General features: G+C 56.3%; 19 protein-coding genes. 12 read left to right on the top strand and 7 right to left on the bottom strand.

All coding sequences use genetic code 11. The features are described 5' to 3' along the window. Window positions 1-62: 62 nt before the first annotated feature. A complete protein-coding gene (locus HV242_RS05120) occupies window positions 63-584 on the top strand; it encodes a metal-dependent hydrolase (RefSeq protein ID WP_025204825.1) in 522 nt (173 codons plus the stop codon). 78 nt (window positions 585-662) lie between these two features. On the opposite strand, the gene cysS is transcribed toward HV242_RS05120, so the two are convergent. After that, window positions 663-2,048, bottom strand: coding sequence for a cysteine--tRNA ligase (gene cysS, locus HV242_RS05115; RefSeq protein WP_020885161.1), 1,386 nt, complete (start codon window positions 2,046-2,048; stop codon window positions 663-665). A gap of 174 nt (window positions 2,049-2,222) precedes the next feature. Here cysS and ppiB point away from each other — a divergent pair, with 174 nt between their 5' ends. The 6 genes from ppiB (at window position 2,223) to mnmH (ending at window position 6,731) form a co-directional block, all read left to right on the top strand. Further along, window positions 2,223-2,717, top strand: coding sequence for a peptidylprolyl isomerase B (gene ppiB / locus HV242_RS05110; RefSeq protein ID WP_014168939.1), 495 nt, complete (start codon window positions 2,223-2,225; stop codon window positions 2,715-2,717). 3 nt (window positions 2,718-2,720) lie between these two features. Continuing rightward, window positions 2,721-3,443 (top strand): UDP-2,3-diacylglucosamine diphosphatase, encoded by a 723-nt coding sequence (gene lpxH, locus HV242_RS05105; protein WP_040016809.1) that lies wholly within the window; start codon window positions 2,721-2,723, stop codon window positions 3,441-3,443. 137 nt (window positions 3,444-3,580) lie between these two features. Then, entirely contained in the window at window positions 3,581-3,790 is a 210-nt protein-coding gene (locus HV242_RS05100; protein ID WP_044866378.1) for a YdgH/BhsA/McbA-like domain containing protein, read from the top strand. Window positions 3,791-4,002: 212 nt separating this feature from the next. Continuing rightward, window positions 4,003-4,512 carry a 5-(carboxyamino)imidazole ribonucleotide mutase gene (purE, locus tag HV242_RS05095; RefSeq protein ID WP_020885164.1) on the top strand — a complete coding sequence of 170 codons (510 nt, stop codon included), beginning with the start codon at window positions 4,003-4,005 and terminating at the stop codon, window positions 4,510-4,512. Then, window positions 4,509-5,576: a 5-(carboxyamino)imidazole ribonucleotide synthase gene (gene purK / locus HV242_RS05090; RefSeq protein ID WP_020885165.1), complete on the top strand. Its 1,068-nt coding sequence runs from the start codon at window positions 4,509-4,511 to the stop codon at window positions 5,574-5,576. The genes purE and purK overlap by 4 nt, the downstream gene beginning before the upstream one ends. Before the next feature lie 84 nt (window positions 5,577-5,660). Beyond that, window positions 5,661-6,731 (top strand): tRNA 2-selenouridine(34) synthase MnmH, encoded by a 1,071-nt coding sequence (gene mnmH, locus HV242_RS05085; protein WP_050737448.1) that lies wholly within the window; start codon window positions 5,661-5,663, stop codon window positions 6,729-6,731. A gap of 72 nt (window positions 6,732-6,803) precedes the next feature. Here the strand turns inward: mnmH and HV242_RS05080 are convergent, their stop codons facing one another. From HV242_RS05080 to ybbA, 3 genes are all read right to left on the bottom strand, one after another. Next, window positions 6,804-7,949, bottom strand: a complete 1,146-nt coding sequence (locus HV242_RS05080) for a porin (protein ID WP_014168933.1) — start codon at window positions 7,947-7,949, stop codon at window positions 6,804-6,806. 182 nt (window positions 7,950-8,131) lie between these two features. After that, window positions 8,132-10,546, bottom strand: coding sequence for a putative ABC transporter permease subunit YbbP (gene ybbP, locus HV242_RS05075; RefSeq protein WP_020885167.1), 2,415 nt, complete (start codon window positions 10,544-10,546; stop codon window positions 8,132-8,134). Continuing rightward, entirely contained in the window at window positions 10,543-11,229 is a 687-nt protein-coding gene (ybbA, locus tag HV242_RS05070; protein ID WP_014168931.1) for a putative ABC transporter ATP-binding protein YbbA, read from the bottom strand. The genes ybbP and ybbA overlap by 4 nt, the downstream gene beginning before the upstream one ends. Here ybbA and tesA point away from each other — a divergent pair. Genes tesA through HV242_RS05055 form a run of 3 tightly spaced genes read left to right on the top strand, consistent with a single transcriptional unit; the run spans window position 11,200 to window position 13,535 of the window. Beyond that, window positions 11,200-11,823, top strand: a complete 624-nt coding sequence (gene tesA, locus HV242_RS05065; protein WP_025206538.1) for a multifunctional acyl-CoA thioesterase I/protease I/lysophospholipase L1 — start codon at window positions 11,200-11,202, stop codon at window positions 11,821-11,823. The genes ybbA and tesA overlap by 30 nt on opposite strands. After that, complete coding sequence (locus HV242_RS05060; RefSeq protein ID WP_014168929.1) at window positions 11,813-12,622, top strand: SDR family oxidoreductase; 810 nt, start codon at window positions 11,813-11,815, stop codon at window positions 12,620-12,622. Before tesA ends, HV242_RS05060 begins: the two co-directional genes overlap by 11 nt. A gap of 58 nt (window positions 12,623-12,680) precedes the next feature. Next, window positions 12,681-13,535, top strand: coding sequence for a co-chaperone YbbN (locus HV242_RS05055; RefSeq protein WP_050737449.1), 855 nt, complete (start codon window positions 12,681-12,683; stop codon window positions 13,533-13,535). A 49-nt stretch (window positions 13,536-13,584) separates the two neighbouring features. Here the strand turns inward: HV242_RS05055 and fetB are convergent, their stop codons facing one another. After that, window positions 13,585-14,367: an iron efflux ABC transporter permease subunit FetB gene (fetB, locus tag HV242_RS05050; RefSeq protein ID WP_020885171.1), complete on the bottom strand. Its 783-nt coding sequence runs from the start codon at window positions 14,365-14,367 to the stop codon at window positions 13,585-13,587. Further along, window positions 14,360-15,031, bottom strand: coding sequence for an iron efflux ABC transporter ATP-binding subunit FetA (fetA, locus tag HV242_RS05045; protein WP_044868016.1), 672 nt, complete (start codon window positions 15,029-15,031; stop codon window positions 14,360-14,362). The genes fetB and fetA overlap by 8 nt, the downstream gene beginning before the upstream one ends. Window positions 15,032-15,248: 217 nt before the next feature. Here fetA and HV242_RS05040 point away from each other — a divergent pair, with 217 nt between their 5' ends. Further along, complete coding sequence (locus HV242_RS05040) at window positions 15,249-16,163, top strand: SPFH domain-containing protein (protein WP_014168925.1); 915 nt, start codon at window positions 15,249-15,251, stop codon at window positions 16,161-16,163. Further along, the gene (locus HV242_RS05035) at window positions 16,160-16,618 is read left to right on the top strand and encodes an NfeD family protein (protein ID WP_047744108.1); all 459 of its coding nucleotides are present in this window, start codon (window positions 16,160-16,162) and stop codon (window positions 16,616-16,618) included. Before HV242_RS05040 ends, HV242_RS05035 begins: the two co-directional genes overlap by 4 nt. On the opposite strand, the gene cueR is transcribed toward HV242_RS05035, so the two are convergent. Then, entirely contained in the window at window positions 16,609-17,019 is a 411-nt protein-coding gene (cueR, locus tag HV242_RS05030) for a Cu(I)-responsive transcriptional regulator (protein ID WP_014168923.1), read from the bottom strand. The genes HV242_RS05035 and cueR overlap by 10 nt on opposite strands. Window positions 17,020-17,115: the final 96 nt, after the last annotated feature.

The following is a 17,115-nucleotide window of genomic DNA, read 5'->3' as shown; positions in this document are numbered from 1 at the left end:
AACACCATCCTCATTGCGCCCATTCGCTGCTATATTTCCCTGCTTTGCCATGGATAATCGCAATGCCTACCGTTATCACCCACGCTGCAGTGCCTTTGTGTCTGGGCTTAGGCCTGGGAAGTAAAATCATCCCTCCCCGCCTGCTGTTTGCCGGCGTCGTCCTCGCCATGCTGCCGGACGCCGACGTGCTGGCGTTTAAGTTCGGCGTTGCCTACGGCAATGTGTTCGGCCACCGCGGCTTTACCCACTCCCTGCTGTTTGCCTTTGTGGTGCCGATACTTTGCGTACTGATGGGCCGACGGTGGTTTCGGGCAAGTCTGACCCGCTGCTGGCTGTTCTTAACCGTGTCTCTGCTGTCGCACAGCTTGCTGGATTCCATCACCACCGGTGGGAAAGGCGTCGGCTGGCTGTGGCCGTGGTCAGATGAACGGTTCTTTGCACCGTGGCAGGTCATTAAGGTCGCGCCGTTTGCGCTGTCACGCTATACCACGCCCTACGGGCATCAGGTGATTATGTCGGAACTGCTGTGGGTGTGGCTGCCAGGGGTTGTGCTGATGGGGCTGTTGTGGTGGAAGCGGAGGTAAAAGCAAAACGGCAACCCAGTTGCCGTTTTAGTGTTTGCACCCTCTCCCGGTGGGAGAGGGCATCAGCGCGCACCAGAATTATTTCCGACGCCAGGTGGTTCCCTGCGGGCCATCTTCCAGAATGATGCCCATTTCCGTCAGACGGTTACGCGCGGCATCTGCTGCCGCCCAGTCTTTCGCCTGACGCGCTTCCAGACGCGCGTTGATAAGTTGCTCAATCTCCGCCACTTCGCTATCGTCCGCCTGCGCACCGCTTTGCAGGAACAGATCCGGTTCCTGCTCCAGCAGACCCAGTACCGAAGAGAGCTTACGCAGATGGGAGGCCAATGCATTCGCCGCCGCCATATCTTCTGACTTCAGACGGTTAACTTCACGCGCCATATCAAACAGCACGGAGTAGGCTTCCGGCGTGTTGAAGTCATCGTTCATCACGTCAATAAAGCGCGCTTCAAACGCCTCACCGCCTGCCGCGGGTACAGATTTATCGGTACCGCGCAGGGCAGTGTACAGACGCTCCAGCGCCGCACGCGCCTGTTTCAGGTTCTCTTCGCTGTAGTTCAGCTGGCTGCGATAGTGACCAGACATCAGGAAGTAGCGCACGGTTTCCGCATCGTAATATTTCAGCACGTCGCGCACGGTGAAGAAGTTGCCCAGAGATTTAGACATCTTCTCACGGTCAACCATCACCATACCGGAGTGCATCCAGTAGTTCACGTACTCGCCGCCATGCGCACAGGTTGACTGTGCAATTTCGTTTTCATGGTGCGGGAACATCAGATCCGAACCGCCACCGTGAATATCGAAATGTTTGCCCAGCTGTTTGCAGTTCATCGCCGAGCACTCAATGTGCCAGCCAGGACGCCCTTCGCCCCACGGGGAAGGCCAGCTTGGTTCGCCCTCTTTGGACATCTTCCACAGCACGAAGTCCATCGGGTTACGCTTCACGTCCACCACATCAACGCGTGCACCGGCCTGCAGCTGATCCAGATCCTGACGGGAAAGCTGACCGTAGGTAGGGTCAGTCGGCACGGAGAACATCACGTCACCGTTATCGGCCACATAGGCGTGACCACGTTCGATCAGCTTTTCGGTGATGTCGATAATTTCGTGGATATGGTGGGTGGCACGCGGCTCGCTGTCCGGACGCTGAATATTCAGGGCGTCGAAATCTTTGTGCATTTCCGCGATCATACGATCCACCAGCGCAACAAAGCTTTCGCCATTTTCGTTCGCGCGCTTGATGATTTTGTCGTCGATGTCGGTGATGTTACGCACGTATTTCAGGTTGTAGCCCAGAAAACGCAGGTAGCGCGAGACAACGTCGAATGCAACAAAGGTACGGCCATGGCCGATATGACAGAGATCGTAAACCGTAATACCACACACGTACATGCCGACTTCCCCGGCATGGATAGGTTTAAATTCCTCTTTTTGGCGCGTCATTGTATTAAAGATTTTTAACATCGAAGATTCCATGTAAACACGTGTGTGGTTGAAAACCGGTTATTCTACCTGTAATTCAAACCTGAAGCAGCACACAATGCAAGGTGATCGCATCCTGTGGTTATGCTATAACAAGCCCCTATAGATGACCCAAACGCGGGTCGACGTACCACAATAACGGAACAGGATGCAAAAATGGTTACTTTCCACACTAATCATGGCGATATCGTAATCAAAACCTTTGATGACAAAGCGCCTGAAACAGTTAAAAACTTCCTGGACTACTGCCGCGAAGGTTTCTACAACAACACTATTTTCCACCGCGTGATCAACGGCTTTATGATCCAGGGCGGCGGTTTCGAACCTGGCATGAACCAGAAAGCGACGAAAGAAGCGATCAAAAACGAAGCGAACAACGGTCTGAAAAACACCCGTGGTACGCTGGCGATGGCGCGTACGCAGGCTCCTCACTCTGCAACAGCCCAGTTCTTCATCAACGTTGCTGACAACGACTTCCTGAACTTCTCCGGCGAAAGCCTGCAGGGTTGGGGCTACTGCGTCTTTGCAGAAGTGGTTGAAGGTATGGACGTAGTCGACAAAATCAAAGCCGTGGCGACCGGCCGCAGCGGCATGCATCAGGACGTTCCAAAAGAAGACGTCGTGATTAACAGCGTGACCGTCAGCGAGTAATTCGTGGCGACACTCTTTATTGCAGATTTGCACCTGCAAACAGAAGAACCGGCGATAACCGCCGGTTTTCTGCGTTTTTTACGCGGTGAAGCGAAAAGTGCCGATGCACTTTACATTCTGGGTGACCTGTTTGAAGCCTGGATTGGCGACGACGATCCCAACCCGCTGCACCGTGAGATGGCGGCTGCCATTAACGCGCTGGTCGATTCCGGCGTCCCCTGCTTCTTTATCCACGGCAATCGTGATTTCCTGCTCGGCAAGCGCTACGCCCGCGAAAGCGGCATGACGCTGCTGCCGGAAGAGCAGGTACTCGACCTTTATGGCCGAAAGGTGTTAATCATGCACGGTGACACACTTTGCACTGACGACACCGGCTATCAGGCGTTTCGCGCTAAGGTTCATACCCCGTGGATCCAAAAACTATTCCTGGCTCTGCCGCTGTTTATCCGCAAGCGGATCGCAGCCAGAATGCGTGCAGACAGTAAGGCCGCCAACAGCGGAAAATCCATGGCCATTATGGACGTTAATCCCCAGGCGGTAGTCAGGGTCATGGAAAAACACCGCGTTCAGTGGTTGATCCACGGTCATACTCATCGTCCCGATGTGCATACCCTTACCGCCAACGGCGAAGCGGCCCACCGCGTCGTCCTGGGGGCCTGGCACAGCGAAGGTTCTATGGTCAGCGTCACGCCTGACGGTGTGGAACTGATCGCTTTCCCGTTTTAACCCGCCAAAAAATCATTCTATTTTTTTGAACAATATCGGCAAATTGTTTCGATTTTAATCAGCCCGTGGTCGGCCTATTATTTATCACATCAGGGCAACACGCCCTATCCCAGATAAAACATTTAAGGAATACGACCATGAAATCCATCAAAACTTTCGTTGCTGTTGCCGCACTCTCTCTGATCTCTTTCGGTTCTTTTGCTCAGAGCGTCAGCGCCACGGCCTCTACCCTTGACCGCGCAGAAGCGAAAATTGCCGCTCAGGCTGCTGAACAGGGCGCGTCTTACAAAATCACCGGCGCTCAGTTTAACAACCGCGTTCACATGACGGCAGAACTGACCAAATAAGACGTCTGCTGACCGTGCCGCCCGTCAAAAGCACATCAAAGCACATCGATGCCTGATAAAACAGACCGCCAGAACGCGGTCTGTTTTGTTATCTCCTGAGGGCCACAACGGCTCAGTTTTTAACCGCGCAACCGTTTTCCTTGCCCCTATTACATGCTATTCTCTGTGCCCTCGAAAGCAGTGTGTTTCGCACCACAGGAGTTTTAAGACGCATGTCTTCCCGCAATAATCCGGCGCGTGTCGCCATCGTGATGGGGTCCAAAAGCGACTGGGCTACCATGCAGTTCACCGCCGAAATCTTTGAAATCCTGAATGTTCCGCACCACGTTGAAGTGGTCTCCGCACACCGTACACCGGACAAACTGTTCAGCTTCGCCGAAAGCGCCGAAGAGAAGGGTTATGAGGTGATCATTGCCGGTGCGGGCGGCGCAGCACATCTGCCAGGCATGATTGCCGCCAAAACGCTGGTACCGGTTCTGGGTGTTCCGGTGCAAAGCGCTGCGTTAAGTGGTGTCGATAGCCTCTATTCCATCGTTCAGATGCCGCGTGGCATTCCGGTCGGCACGCTGGCCATTGGTAAAGCGGGCGCTGCCAACGCTGCCCTGCTCGCCGCGCAGATCCTGGCGACTCACGATAAAGCGTTACATCAGCGTCTGGCGGACTGGCGTAAAGCCCAGACAGACGAGGTGCTGGACAATCCGGACCCACGGGGTGCGGCATGAAGCAGGTATGCGTCCTCGGTAATGGTCAGTTAGGCCGTATGCTGCGTCAGGCCGGTGAGCCGCTGGGTATTGCCGTCTGGCCCGTCGGGCTGGATGACGAACCGGAAGCCGTGCCGTTTCACCAGAGTGTGATCACCGCGGAGATTGAACGCTGGCCACAAACGGCCCTGACGCGCGAGCTGGCGCGTCATAATGCCTTCGTTAACCGCGACGTCTTTCCCATTATTGCTGACCGTCTGACGCAAAAGCAGCTGTTCGATAAGCTCGGGCTCCCGACTGCGCCGTGGCAGCTGTTGTCCGATAAAAGCGAGTGGAAGAATGTATTCGCAATGCTGGGCGAGCTGGCAATTGTGAAGCGTCGCGTCGGCGGGTACGACGGTCGTGGACAGTGGCGTCTGCGCGCCGACGACACTCACGAGCTGCCGGACGATTGCTACGGAGAGTGCATCGTTGAGCAGGGCATTAACTTCAGCGGTGAAGTCTCGCTGGTGGGCGCTCGCGGGCAGGACGGCCATACCGTTTTTTATCCGCTGACGCATAACCTGCATCAGGACGGGATCCTGCGTACCAGCGTTGCATTCCCGCAGGCCAGTGCTGAACAGCAGGCGCAGGCAGAAGAGATGCTCTCTGCCATCATGCACGAACTCGGTTACGTCGGCGTCATGGCGATGGAGTGTTTTGTCACGCCGTCCGGTCTGCTGATTAACGAACTGGCACCGCGCGTTCACAACAGCGGTCACTGGACCCAAAACGGGGCGTCCATCAGCCAGTTCGAGCTGCACCTGCGCGCCATCACTGACCTGCCGCTGCCGCAGCCGGTGGTCAACAGCCCGTCGGTGATGATCAACCTGATCGGTACCGATCTGAACTACGACTGGCTCAAGCTGCCGCTGGTGCATCTGCACTGGTATGACAAAGAGGTGCGTCCGGGTCGTAAGGTCGGTCACCTGAACCTGAACGATACCGACACCGATCGTCTGAGCGCCACGCTGGAAGCGATTATTCCTCTCCTGCCGCCGGAATACGCGAGCGGAATTATCTGGGCGCAATCAAAGCTTAAGTAATACTCCTCTGCCGGGGAGTTGACCTTCCCCCTCCCCGGCGTACAATCCCCGCCCATTGCAGCTTAGTTTTCTTCTGGAAAAACCATGAACGATGGAACGGACTATCGCGCGATCCTCGCATCCGATACCCCTTTAATCGACGTTCGCGCGCCGATCGAATTCGCCCAGGGCGCGATGCCTGCGGCAATCAACCTGCCTCTGATGAACGATGATGAACGCGCCGCCGTCGGCACCTGCTATAAACGCCAGGGGCCGGACGCTGCGCTTGCTCTCGGCCATAGCCTGGTCGCAGGCAGTACCCGTGAGATGCGCATTAACGCCTGGCGCGAAGCCTGTCTCTCCCACCCCACCGGCTACCTCTGCTGCGCGCGTGGCGGTCAACGCTCGCATATCACTCAGGCCTGGTTGAAAGCGCGCGGCGTGGATTACCCGCTGATCGCAGGCGGCTATAAAGCGCTGCGTCAGACCGCAATTGAGGTAACCGCTGAGCAGGTGCAAAAACCGATGGTGCTGATCGGCGGCTGTACCGGGAGCGGCAAAACGTTGCTGGTGAAACAGCACGCGCAGGGCGTGGATCTGGAAGGGCTGGCGCACCATCGCGGCTCGTCGTTTGGCCGCACGCTCACACCACAGCTTTCGCAGGCGAGCTTCGAAAATCAGCTCGCCGTCGTGCTGTTGAAAAAAGAGGCCGCACGCTGGGTGCTGGAGGATGAAGGGCGGATGATTGGTTCCAACCACCTGCCGGAATGCCTGCGCGACCGCATGGTCCAGTCACCTGTTGTGGTGGTAGAAGACCCGTTTGATGTCCGTCTTGAACGCCTGCGTGAAGAGTATTTCGACCATATGTGGGCGGATTTTTCTGCTGCCTTTGGCGAAGAGGCGGGCTGGAAAGCGTACAGCGAATACCTGCACCACGGCCTGTTTGCCATTCGCCGCCGTCTGGGGCTGCAGCGCTTTGCAGACTTTACGGCGCTGCTGAATTCCGCGCTGCAGGAGCAACAACGTTCTGGTAGCACCGACGCGCATTTGCGCTGGCTTGCCCCGCTGCTGAACGACTATTACGACCCGATGTACACCTGGCAGCTGGCAAAAAAGGCGGAGAAGATTGTGTATCGCGGAACGTTTGAGGACGTTGCTGACTGGCTCAATCGCTGAATCACGCGCAAAAAAAAACGGCAACCCAGGGTTGCCGTTTTCATAGCGGGGTGACTCCCCTGCTGACTGAACTTAGAAGTCGTAACGCAGACGCACCAGGTTCATGTCGCCCAGGTTATCCGTGCTGGAGGTGAACACGTGTTCGTAATCAACACGGAAACCGTAGTCCAGCTGGACGCTAACACCCACGCCGTTATCGATACGCTGGTAGTTACGACCATTCACGTACTCAATACGGTCACCCATGAAGTAAGGCTGGATGGATTTCACCGCATACTGATCGATTGGGAATTTGTACCCTGCGAAGTATTCAATACCCCATGCATCACCGGCAAAGTAGTTGTCAGTAGACACTTTTTTGGTGGTCAGGAAGTTCTGGTACCAGCCGCCGCCAGCCGAGAAGGTCCAGTTATCCGGCGTCCAGCTCAGCGCGGTACCGAGGATATTCTGGTCGTAAGATTTGCTGTCGCCGTTGTCCGGGTTACGCATGTCCGCGCGGGTATAGTTCCACGCTGCGCCCCAGGTCAGATCGGTGGTCAGGTGGTAATCCAGACCCAGTGAACCGCCGCCTTTACGTTTGTAACGCAGGCCATTGCCCGGCAGGTATTCGCTGTCTTCAAACAGGTAGGATGCATAGATATCCGCATCGCCTACGGTTTTCTTATATTTCAGCATCTTGCGTGAACGATAAGAGCCGTCGTAGTCACCGTTGATCCCGTTACCTGGAGCCTGACCAATCATGTCGTAGTCCCAGATATCGGTTTTCACGCCAACCACATCATAGTAAACGCTGTTCTGTTGACCGAAGGTCAGCGTACCCCAGGTGTCGCTCTTCAGACCGGTGTACAGCATACGGCGAGAGGTGTCGTTAGCACCTTCAGCGTAGTGATTATCCCAGTTGAACAGCGCCGGAATGTTCACACCCAGCTCGTAGTAGCTGATCCAGCTGATGTCATCAAACAGATAGTAATCTGCTGCGAAACGGAAACGGGTGCCGCCGTCGAAGCCATTACGTTTGTAGGAGCCTTTATCGCCGTCGCCCGTCATCATGTTGAACTGAGGACGAATACTGCCGCCAACGGTAAAGTTAAGACGGCTCAGCGGGTTACCCGCCTGAGGGTCTTGTTTAAGAACCGTGATTTCCGCCTGAGATGCGAAGGAGGTCAATGCCACTGCTGCGCCAATTGTTACTGCCAGCGCTGATTTTTTTATAGTCATTATTTTTCCTTTATAGACACGCTGCTAAATATTTAGCAGGTGAATATTAACTGGAAATAATCTTGCTGTGTGCGCGGGTTTTTAATGTTTTGTGCTACTAAACGCATGGGTATTACCGATTTGTGCTGCTAAATTATTACGCACCAGCAGATAAACCGGTGCGTAATTATCACGGATTTGAACTAACTGGCAAACTGACGGAACAGCGCTTTGCCTTTTAGCAATCGCGTGCCGAGCCAGCCGCCGCACAGCGACAGCAGCACCGCACCGCAGACCGGCAGCGTGAACCACAGTCGCCAGTCAGGCTCCCACGGGAAATCGAAGACGCGGGTCTGCAGCACGGCTAACGCCGTCTCAGCACCCATCGCCGCCACCAGACCCGAGACCAGCCCCAGCAGGGCGAACTCGCTCCACAGCGTGGTGCGCAGCAGTCGCTTACTCGCCCCGAGCGTGCGATAGACCACCAGCTCCTGATGACGCTGCCGCATCCCGACCTGCACCTGGGCCAGCAGCAACAGTACGCCGCAGATCGTCACCAGCACCACCATGACCTCCAGAGCCCGGCTGACCTGCTCCAGCACCTGCCCGACCTGTTTAAGGATCGCGCCAATATCCAGCAGGCTGACCGTCGGAAATTCGCGGTTCAGCCGGGTCAGCATACCGTTGCCGTTTTCCCAGCGGAAACTGGTGAGCCAGCTTTGCGGCTGTCCGTCCAGTGCGCCTGCGGGGAAAATAAAGAAGAAGTTCGGCCGCAGGCTTTCCCAGTCCACCTTACGCAGGCTGGTGACCTTAGCGCTAAAGTCCTGGGTATCGCCGGTAAAAGTCACGCTGTCGCCCAGCCTGACGTTCAGGCGCGTCGCCAGCCCCTCTTCCATCGACACTTCACCCGCTTTCGGCGGCCAGCTGCCGGCGGTAATCGGGTTGTGATCTGGACGTTTCTCCTGCCAGGTCAGGTTCAGTTCGCGGTTAAGCGATTCATCCTTGTTTCCCTCCGTGGACTGGCCGTTGATCTGCGTCAGACGCGCACGGACGATGGGGTAGAACGACTCCGGCACAATCTGGTGTTCCGCCAGGAACGTCTTCAGCGGTGTCACCTGCTCAGGGGCGATATTGATCAGGAAATAGTTCGGGCTTTCCGGCGGAAGCTGCTGTTGCCAGCGATCCAGCAGATCGCCGCGCAGCACCAGCAGCAGTGCCAACAGCATAAACGACAGCGAAAAGGCAGACAGCTGACTCAGCGTAGACCAGGGCTGGTGCAGCAGACGGTTCACCGCCAGCCGCACGGGAAGCGACTTCACCGTCAGCTTTTTAAGCACATTAAGGAGCACCCAGCCGACCACACCACACAGCAGCGCCAGCACCACCGCCCCGGCCAGTACGGCCCACAGCAGCGTGCTGCCGCCCATCAGCCAGGCCAACAACCCAACCGACACCGCAACAATGACAGGAAGATAGAACTTCAGCGGCCAGACGTTGGCCACCACGTCACGGCGCAGCACGCGCAGCGGCTGCGTCGCGAGCAACAGCCGGTACGGGCGAAGCCCCACCAGCACCGAGATCACCATCATCGCGCCAATCGCCCACAGCCACGGCCAGAGGCTGGCCGGTGGTAGTGCGGCAGGCAGTACCGGTTTCAGCATGACCATCAGCAGCTTTTCAAACAGCAGCCCCATCGCCCCACCGGTGAGTGCTGACAACACCAGCAGCATCAGCCACTGGCCGACAATCAGCTTACGCAGCTGGGCGCTGCCCGCGCCGAGGGTTTTGAGGATCGCCACCAGATCGTATCGGCTGCGGCAGTAGTGCCCCATGGCCACCGCCACCGCCGCCACGGCCAGCAGCAGGGTTAACAGCGCTGAAAGCAGCAGGAACTGCTGAGAACGTTCGAGAGATTTACCAAGCGCCCCTTCGTCCTGCTCCAGTCCGTACCAGCGGTGCTCCGGTTTTAACTGCGGCAGCAGCCATTTTTCATACGCGTCAAGCTGGGCGGGCGTTCCCGCAAACTTATAGCGCCAGGTGACGCGGCTTCCCGGCTGCACGGCATGGGTATTCGCCACATCAGCGGTATTCATCAGCAAGCGCGGGGCAAGCTGGAACGGGTTAAAGCCGGAGTCAGGTTCCTGAACCACTTCCCCGGCGATACGGAGCGTGGCGTCACCCACGTCGATGCTGTCACCCGTTTTCAGGTTCAGCAGCGCCATTAAACGTGGCGCCAGCAGCACCGTGCCCGGTTTCGGCTTTAAGCCAGGCGGGCTGGTCTGCAGTTCACCGTACAGCGGGTAAAGGTCGTCGACGGCTTTGACGCTCGCCAGCTGCGGCGTATCGCCGGCAAAGGTCATGGTCTGAAAGCTCAGCTGTTCCCCCACCTTCAGCCCACGCTTACGCGCCTCGTCAAGCCAGCCCGGCGGGACGGGACGCGAGCTTTGCAGCGCCCTGTCTCCGGCCATAAACTCGCGGCTTTGCTGACTTAACCCTTTCTCCATGCGATCGCTGACGCTGCCCAGCGCCAGCACGCAGGCTACCGCCAGGCTTAACGCCATCCAGACAATCAACAGCGTGGGCGAGCGCCATTCGCGCCAGAACCAGCGGGCAATCATGCTTCCTCCTGCAGTTCACCGTTAACCAGCCGCAGGCGACGGTCGCAGCGGGCAGCCAGTTGCGGATCGTGGGTCACCAGAATCAGCGTGGTCCCGTGTTCGCGATTGAGCGAAAACAGCAGGTCGGCAATTTTATCCCCGGTCTTTCGGTCGAGGTTTCCGGTAGGCTCATCCGCAAACAGCACGTCCGGGCGGCCGTTAAACGCCCGGGCCAGGGCCACACGCTGTTGCTCCCCGCCGGAAAGCTGCGCCGGGAGATGGTCGAGGCGTTTGCCAAGCCCAAGCTGCTCCAGCAATGCCTTGGCGTGGGCGCGACTTTCACGGCTGTTACCGCCGCGCAGCAGCGCCGGCAGTTCAACGTTTTCCAGCGCATTGAGCGTCGGGATCAGCATGAAGGACTGAAAGACAAACCCGATATGACGTGCACGGAGCGCGGCACGCGCCTCTTCATCAAGCTGATGCAGCGGTTGCCCGACCAGGTTGACCTCTCCACTGCTGCCGTCGTCCAGACCGGCTAAAATGGCCAGGAGCGTGGACTTCCCGGAGCCGGACTCGCCAATCAGCGCAATGGTTTCGGCGCGTTTGACAACGAGTTCAACTCCGGTGAGGATGGAAAGCTCGTGTTCCCCCTGACCGACGGACTTCTTAAGACGATGAACTTCAACAATGTTTTCCGCTGGCATTTGCCCTTCCTGTTTTTAATCCTGATGACCTTCCGCGCGGCGGCAGCGGACACGTTACTGGTTCTCGGTGACAGCCTGAGTGCAGGCTATCGCATGGCGGCCAACGCGGCCTGGCCAGCTCTGCTCAATGACAAATGGCAGAGTAAGACAACGGTTATTAATGGCAGCATCAGCGGTGATACCTCGCAGCAAGGCTTGTCGCGCCTGCCAGCCTTGCTCAAACAGCATCAACCGCGATGGGTGCTGGTTGAGCTGGGCGGTAATGATGGCTTGCGTGGTTTCCAGCCTCAGCAAACGGAACAGACCCTGCGCACGATCCTTAAGGATATTAAGGCCGCGAACGCGCAACCGCTGCTGATGCAAATTCGCCTGCCCGCCAACTATGGACGTCGGTATAATGAAGCCTTTAGCGCGATCTACCCAAAGCTTGCAAACGAGTTTGATATTCCGCTGCTGCCATTTTTTATGGAAGAGGTCTATCTCAAACCCCAGTGGATGCAAGACGATGGGATCCACCCCAATCGCGATGCGCAGCCGTTTATTGCCGACTGGATGGCAACACGGCTGGCCCCTTTAGTTAAACATGACTCCTAATTCAGCGGAGATCCTGACAGGTAAAGTTATGCAAAAATCGGTCTTAATTACAGGATGTTCCAGCGGAATCGGTCTTGAAAGTGCACTCGAATTGAAGCGTCAGGGATATTGGGTACTAGCGGCCTGCCGTAAACCCGACGACGTCGAACGCATGAACGGGCTGGGCTTTACCGGTGTGTTACTGGATTTAGACTCACCGGAAAGCGTGGAACGCGCAGCCGATGAGGTGCTGGCCCTGACCGACAACCGTCTGTACGGCCTTTTTAACAATGCCGGTTACGGCGTGTATGGTCCCCTGGACACGCTCACCCGCGAACAGCTGGAAAAACAGTTTTCCACCAATTTCTTTGGCGTCCATCAGCTCACCATGCGCCTGCTCCCCGCCATGCTGCCGCACGGTGAAGGACGCATTGTGATGACCTCCTCCGTGATGGGGCTGATTTCAACCCCGGGCCGCGGGGCCTATGCCGCCAGCAAATATGCGCTGGAGGCCTGGTCCGATGCCCTGCGCATGGAGTTGCGTCACAGCGGCATTAAGGTCAGCCTGATTGAGCCGGGCCCTATCCGCACCCGCTTTACGGAAAACGTTAACCAGACCCAGGCGGATAAACCGGTCGAAAACCCCGGTATCGCCGCACGCTTTACGCTCGGGCCGGAAGCAGTCGTCGCTAAAGTGCGCCATGCTTTTGAGAGCGAAAACCCAAAAATGCGCTATCCGGTGACGCTGGTAACCCATGCGGTAGGCTGGTTAAAACGCCTGCTGCCGGGCCGGATGATGGACAAAATTTTACACGGTTGAGTTGAAGCGTCGTCGCTAACCCCCATGTAAATAACAAACCGATAAAAGAGAAGGCCGCATGTCCGTACAGAATATCGTCAATATTACTGAAGCAAACCTGCAACAGACCCTCGAACAGTCCATGACCAAACCGGTGCTGTTCTACTTCTGGTCTGAGCGTAGTCAACACTGTCTGCAGCTGACGCCGGTACTCGAAAGCCTTGCCGCGCAATACAATGGCCAGTTCATTCTCGCCAAACTGGATTGTGACGCAGAGCCTATGGTGGCGTCTCAGTTTGGCCTGCGCGCGATTCCTACCGTCTATCTGTTCCAGAATGGTCAACCTGTTGATGGCTTCCAGGGGCCACAGCCTGAAGAAGCGATCCGCGCCCTGCTGGATAAAGTCCTGCCACGCGAGGAAGAGCTGAAGGCGCAGGAAGCCATGGGACTGATGCAGGAAGGCAAATACGACGAAGCGCTGCCGCTGCTCAAAGAGGCGTGGCAGCTGTCGAAACAGGACAGCCAGATTGGCCTGCTCCTTGCGGAAACGCAGATTGCCCTGCACCGTTCCGACGATGCGGAAGCTGTGCTGAAGACCATTCCACTGCAGGATCAGGATACCCGTTATCAGGGTCTGGTCGCGCAGATCGATCTGCTGAAACAGGCGGCGGATACGCCGGAGATCCAGCAGCTTCAACAGCAGGTTGCCGATAACCCGACCAATGCCGCGCTGGCAAGCCAGCTGGCGCTGCAGCTGCATCAGGTGGGACGTAACGAAGAAGCGCTGGCACTGCTGTTCAGCCATCTGCAAAACGATCTGGGTGCCGCCGACGGTCAGGCGCGGAAAATGTTCCAGGAGATCCTGGCCGCGCTGGGCACCGGCGATGCGCTGGCGTCGACGTACCGCCGTCAGCTGTACGCCCTGCTCTACTGATGAACAGGCCCGGTGCCGTTTGCGCTCACCGGGCCTGCAAAAGAGGCGGTCACCCCGCCTTTTTCAACTGCGTCACCACCAGCTGATGGCGCGCGTTGTAGAACTTCCGATAGGTTAAATAGCAGGCAATGATGGTCGACAGGCTGGCCGTAGAGAGCAGCATAAAGGTCACCATGATCTGATATTTAATGGCTTTGACCGGATCGATACCGGCAAAAATTAACCCGGACATCATTCCCGGCAGGCTAACCAGCCCAACCGTTTTTGCGGAATCCACCGTTGGGATCAGCGACGAGCGGATGCTGTCGCGGATCAGTACCGCCGAGGCCATTTTCGGTGTCGCCCCCAGACTTAATTTCTCCTGCAGCTTCTGTTGTTCACTGCTAAATCGCTGGCCGAGGTTGTTGTAACACAGTCCTACAGCCACCATAGCGTTCCCCGCAATCATCCCGGAAATAGGGATAACCTGCATCGGCGTAAACTCGATTGAGCCGGACACCACCAGCACCGCCAGCGTCAGCGCCGTCCCGGTTGTAATGGCGATAAACGATGAGACAAACGCCTTATCGATATACTTACTGCGTTTCTGCGCGTTCCACGCCGCGTTAAAGCAGATAAAGAGCACCATCAGGAGCGTCAGCACCGCGTGGTTGACGTTAAAAATATACTTCAGCACATAGCCGACAATAATGAGCTGGATAACCGCGCGGCAGATACTCCAGATAATATCTTTCTCCAGGCCCAGCTTTTCCCGGTAGCTCACCACAATAGCGATCAGTACCAGCACCATCGAAAACGCCAGCGACGTATTCGTAATATTATGCTCACCCACGGTTTGCCTCCTGCATTTTCCCGCCCTGCGGCTCAAGCGTAATGACATCATCCGCATGGGTAATTTCGTTTGAATCGTGCGTAACCCACAGCACGGCAATATTCTGCTCGCTTGCGTAACGATGAATAATCTCGTTAACGTTGCGTTTGTTCACCTCATCCAGCGCGCTGGTGATCTCGTCCAGTAACAATATCTTCGGCAAAAACTGCAGATTGCGAATCAGCGAAACGCGCTGCTTTTCGCCGCCCGATAATTCATTGATGGATTTAGTCAGCGTCTCTTTCGACAGGCCAAAGCGGGCCAGATCGGCGATAAATTTTTCTGGCTCCGGCGTTTTATGACGGATTTGCCACGGAAAGACCAGGTTGTCATAAACCGTGTCCCCAAACAGCGAAGGGGTTTGCACGCAGTAAGAGACCTGCTGACGATAGCTTTCTGGCGACTGTGTCGCGATATCCTGCCCTTCAAACAGAATAGCGCCCTCAGTGGGGCTGAGCAGTGAAGCGACAATCTTTAATAACGTGCTTTTACCACAGCCTGACGGCCCTGTTATCAGTTTGAACTCACCCGGGGAAAGACAAAAATCGACATGCTGAAGGATCGTGGTATTTGCCACACGAAAACCGACATCCCTGACCTGCAAGAGCGTATTTTTATTGTTCATCATGCATCCTGTAACCACCTTTATTGCAACCACGCGTAGAATAATCCTTTCACGAACGCAGCGCGAATAGGGTGTGTCGATGGCTGGAGTAAAGGTTTTACCGGTATTCGTCGCGCCCCCTTCTTTACAGGGGCGAATTTCAGTCCGATAGCCGATATACTGACTTATAACACACACGCAGTTCCCTTCGTCACAGCATGCAAAACAGGAGGTTTTTATGCTTATCGTTATACCTGTCCTTATTTTCGTTGCGCTGGTTATTGTCGGCGCTGGCGTCAAAATTGTCCCACAGGGGTATCAGTGGACCGTTGAACGCTTTGGCCGCTACACCAACACGCTCCAGCCGGGTTTAAGCCTGATTGTCCCTTTCATGGACAGGATTGGACGTAAAATCAATATGATGGAACAGGTGCTGGATATTCCTTCCCAGGAAGTGATCTCCAAGGATAACGCCAACGTCACCATTGATGCGGTCTGTTTTATTCAGGTTATTGATGCCCCAAAAGCGGCCTATGAAGTCAGCAATCTGGAGCTGGCTATCGTAAATCTGACGATGACCAACATTCGTACCGTGCTCGGTTCAATGGAGCTGGACGAGATGCTCTCTCAGCGCGACAGCATTAACACCCGCCTGCTGCACATTGTCGACGAGGCCACCAACCCGTGGGGGATCAAAGTTACCCGTATTGAGATCCGCGACGTGCGTCCACCGGCAGAGCTGATCGCCTCCATGAACGCACAGATGAAAGCGGAACGGACCAAACGCGCCTACATTCTGGAAGCTGAAGGGGTACGTCAGGCAGAGATCCTGAAAGCCGAAGGGGAAAAACAGTCGCAGATCCTGAAAGCGGAAGGTGAACGCCAGTCTGCCTTCTTACAGGCGGAAGCCCGTGAACGTTCTGCAGAAGCGGAAGCCCGCGCCACCCAGATGGTCTCTGAAGCAATTGCAGCAGGTGATATCCAGGCGGTGAACTACTTTGTTGCGCAAAAATACACTGACGCGCTGAAAGAGATTGGCTCCGCGAACAACAGCAAAGTGGTGATGATGCCGCTGGATGCCAGCAGCCTGATGGGCTCCATCGCCGGGATCACGGAACTTATCAAAGACAGCGGAAACGAGCGCAAAAAATGATTGAGCTAATCGTCGCACATCCTCATGCATTCTGGCTAAGCCTCGGTGGCTTATTGCTGGCCGCGGAGATGCTTGGCGGCAACGGTTACCTGCTCTGGAGCGGTGTTGCCGCTGTCATTACCGGGTTAGTGGTCTGGCTACTGCCCCTCGACTGGGCGTGGCAGGGGGCGTTATTTGCCGTGCTGACGCTGTTGGCCGCCTGGCTGTGGTGGCGCTGGCTTAACCGCCAGGTGGCAGAGCAGAAACCGCTCGACGCCCACCTCAATCAGCGCGGGCAGCAGATTGTCGGCAAACGTTTTACGCTCGACACGGCGCTGGTTAACGGGCGCGGACATATGCGCGTGGGCGACAGTTCATGGCCCGTGGTGGCCGACGATGACCTCAGCGCCGGCACGCAGGTTGAGGTCATTGCGGTGGAAGGGATAACCCTGCGGGTTAAAGCCTGTCAGGCATGAGCCTTACGATGACAGCAGCCGGACAGATTATCGATAATCGGGCAGTCGGCGCTGTCATCCCCCGGACAGGATTCCGCCAGCGCCAGAAGCTGCTGACGCATCGCCTGTAACTCGGTAATGTGGCGTTCAATCTCAGCCACTTTCTCCAGCGTACGTTTTTTCACGTCTGCGCTATGGCGTGCCGGATCGTTGAATAAGGTGACCAGCTCGCCGCACTCTTCAAGGTTAAATCCCACCTGCCGCGCCTGGCGCAGCAGCGTCAGTTCATCCAGATGCAGTTGCGTATAACTGCGGTAGCCATTTTCACTGCGCAGCGGCGGTGTCACCAGCCCCTTCTCTTCATAAAAACGGATCGCTTTGCTGGTCAATCCGGTTTTTTTCGCAACATCACTGATATTCACATTTCCCCCTTGACCTTCCCCTTGATGGAAGGTTTAACCTTCATAACAGTTAGCGAAAAGCGTTATGCCGGTCAACATCTGACCAGATCATTATAC

It is taken from the genome of Enterobacter sp. RHBSTW-00593 (assembly GCF_013784105.1).
GTDB classification, from domain to species: Bacteria; Pseudomonadota; Gammaproteobacteria; order Enterobacterales; family Enterobacteriaceae; genus Enterobacter; species Enterobacter ludwigii.
This window is presented reverse-complemented; position numbering and strand designations above follow the sequence as displayed.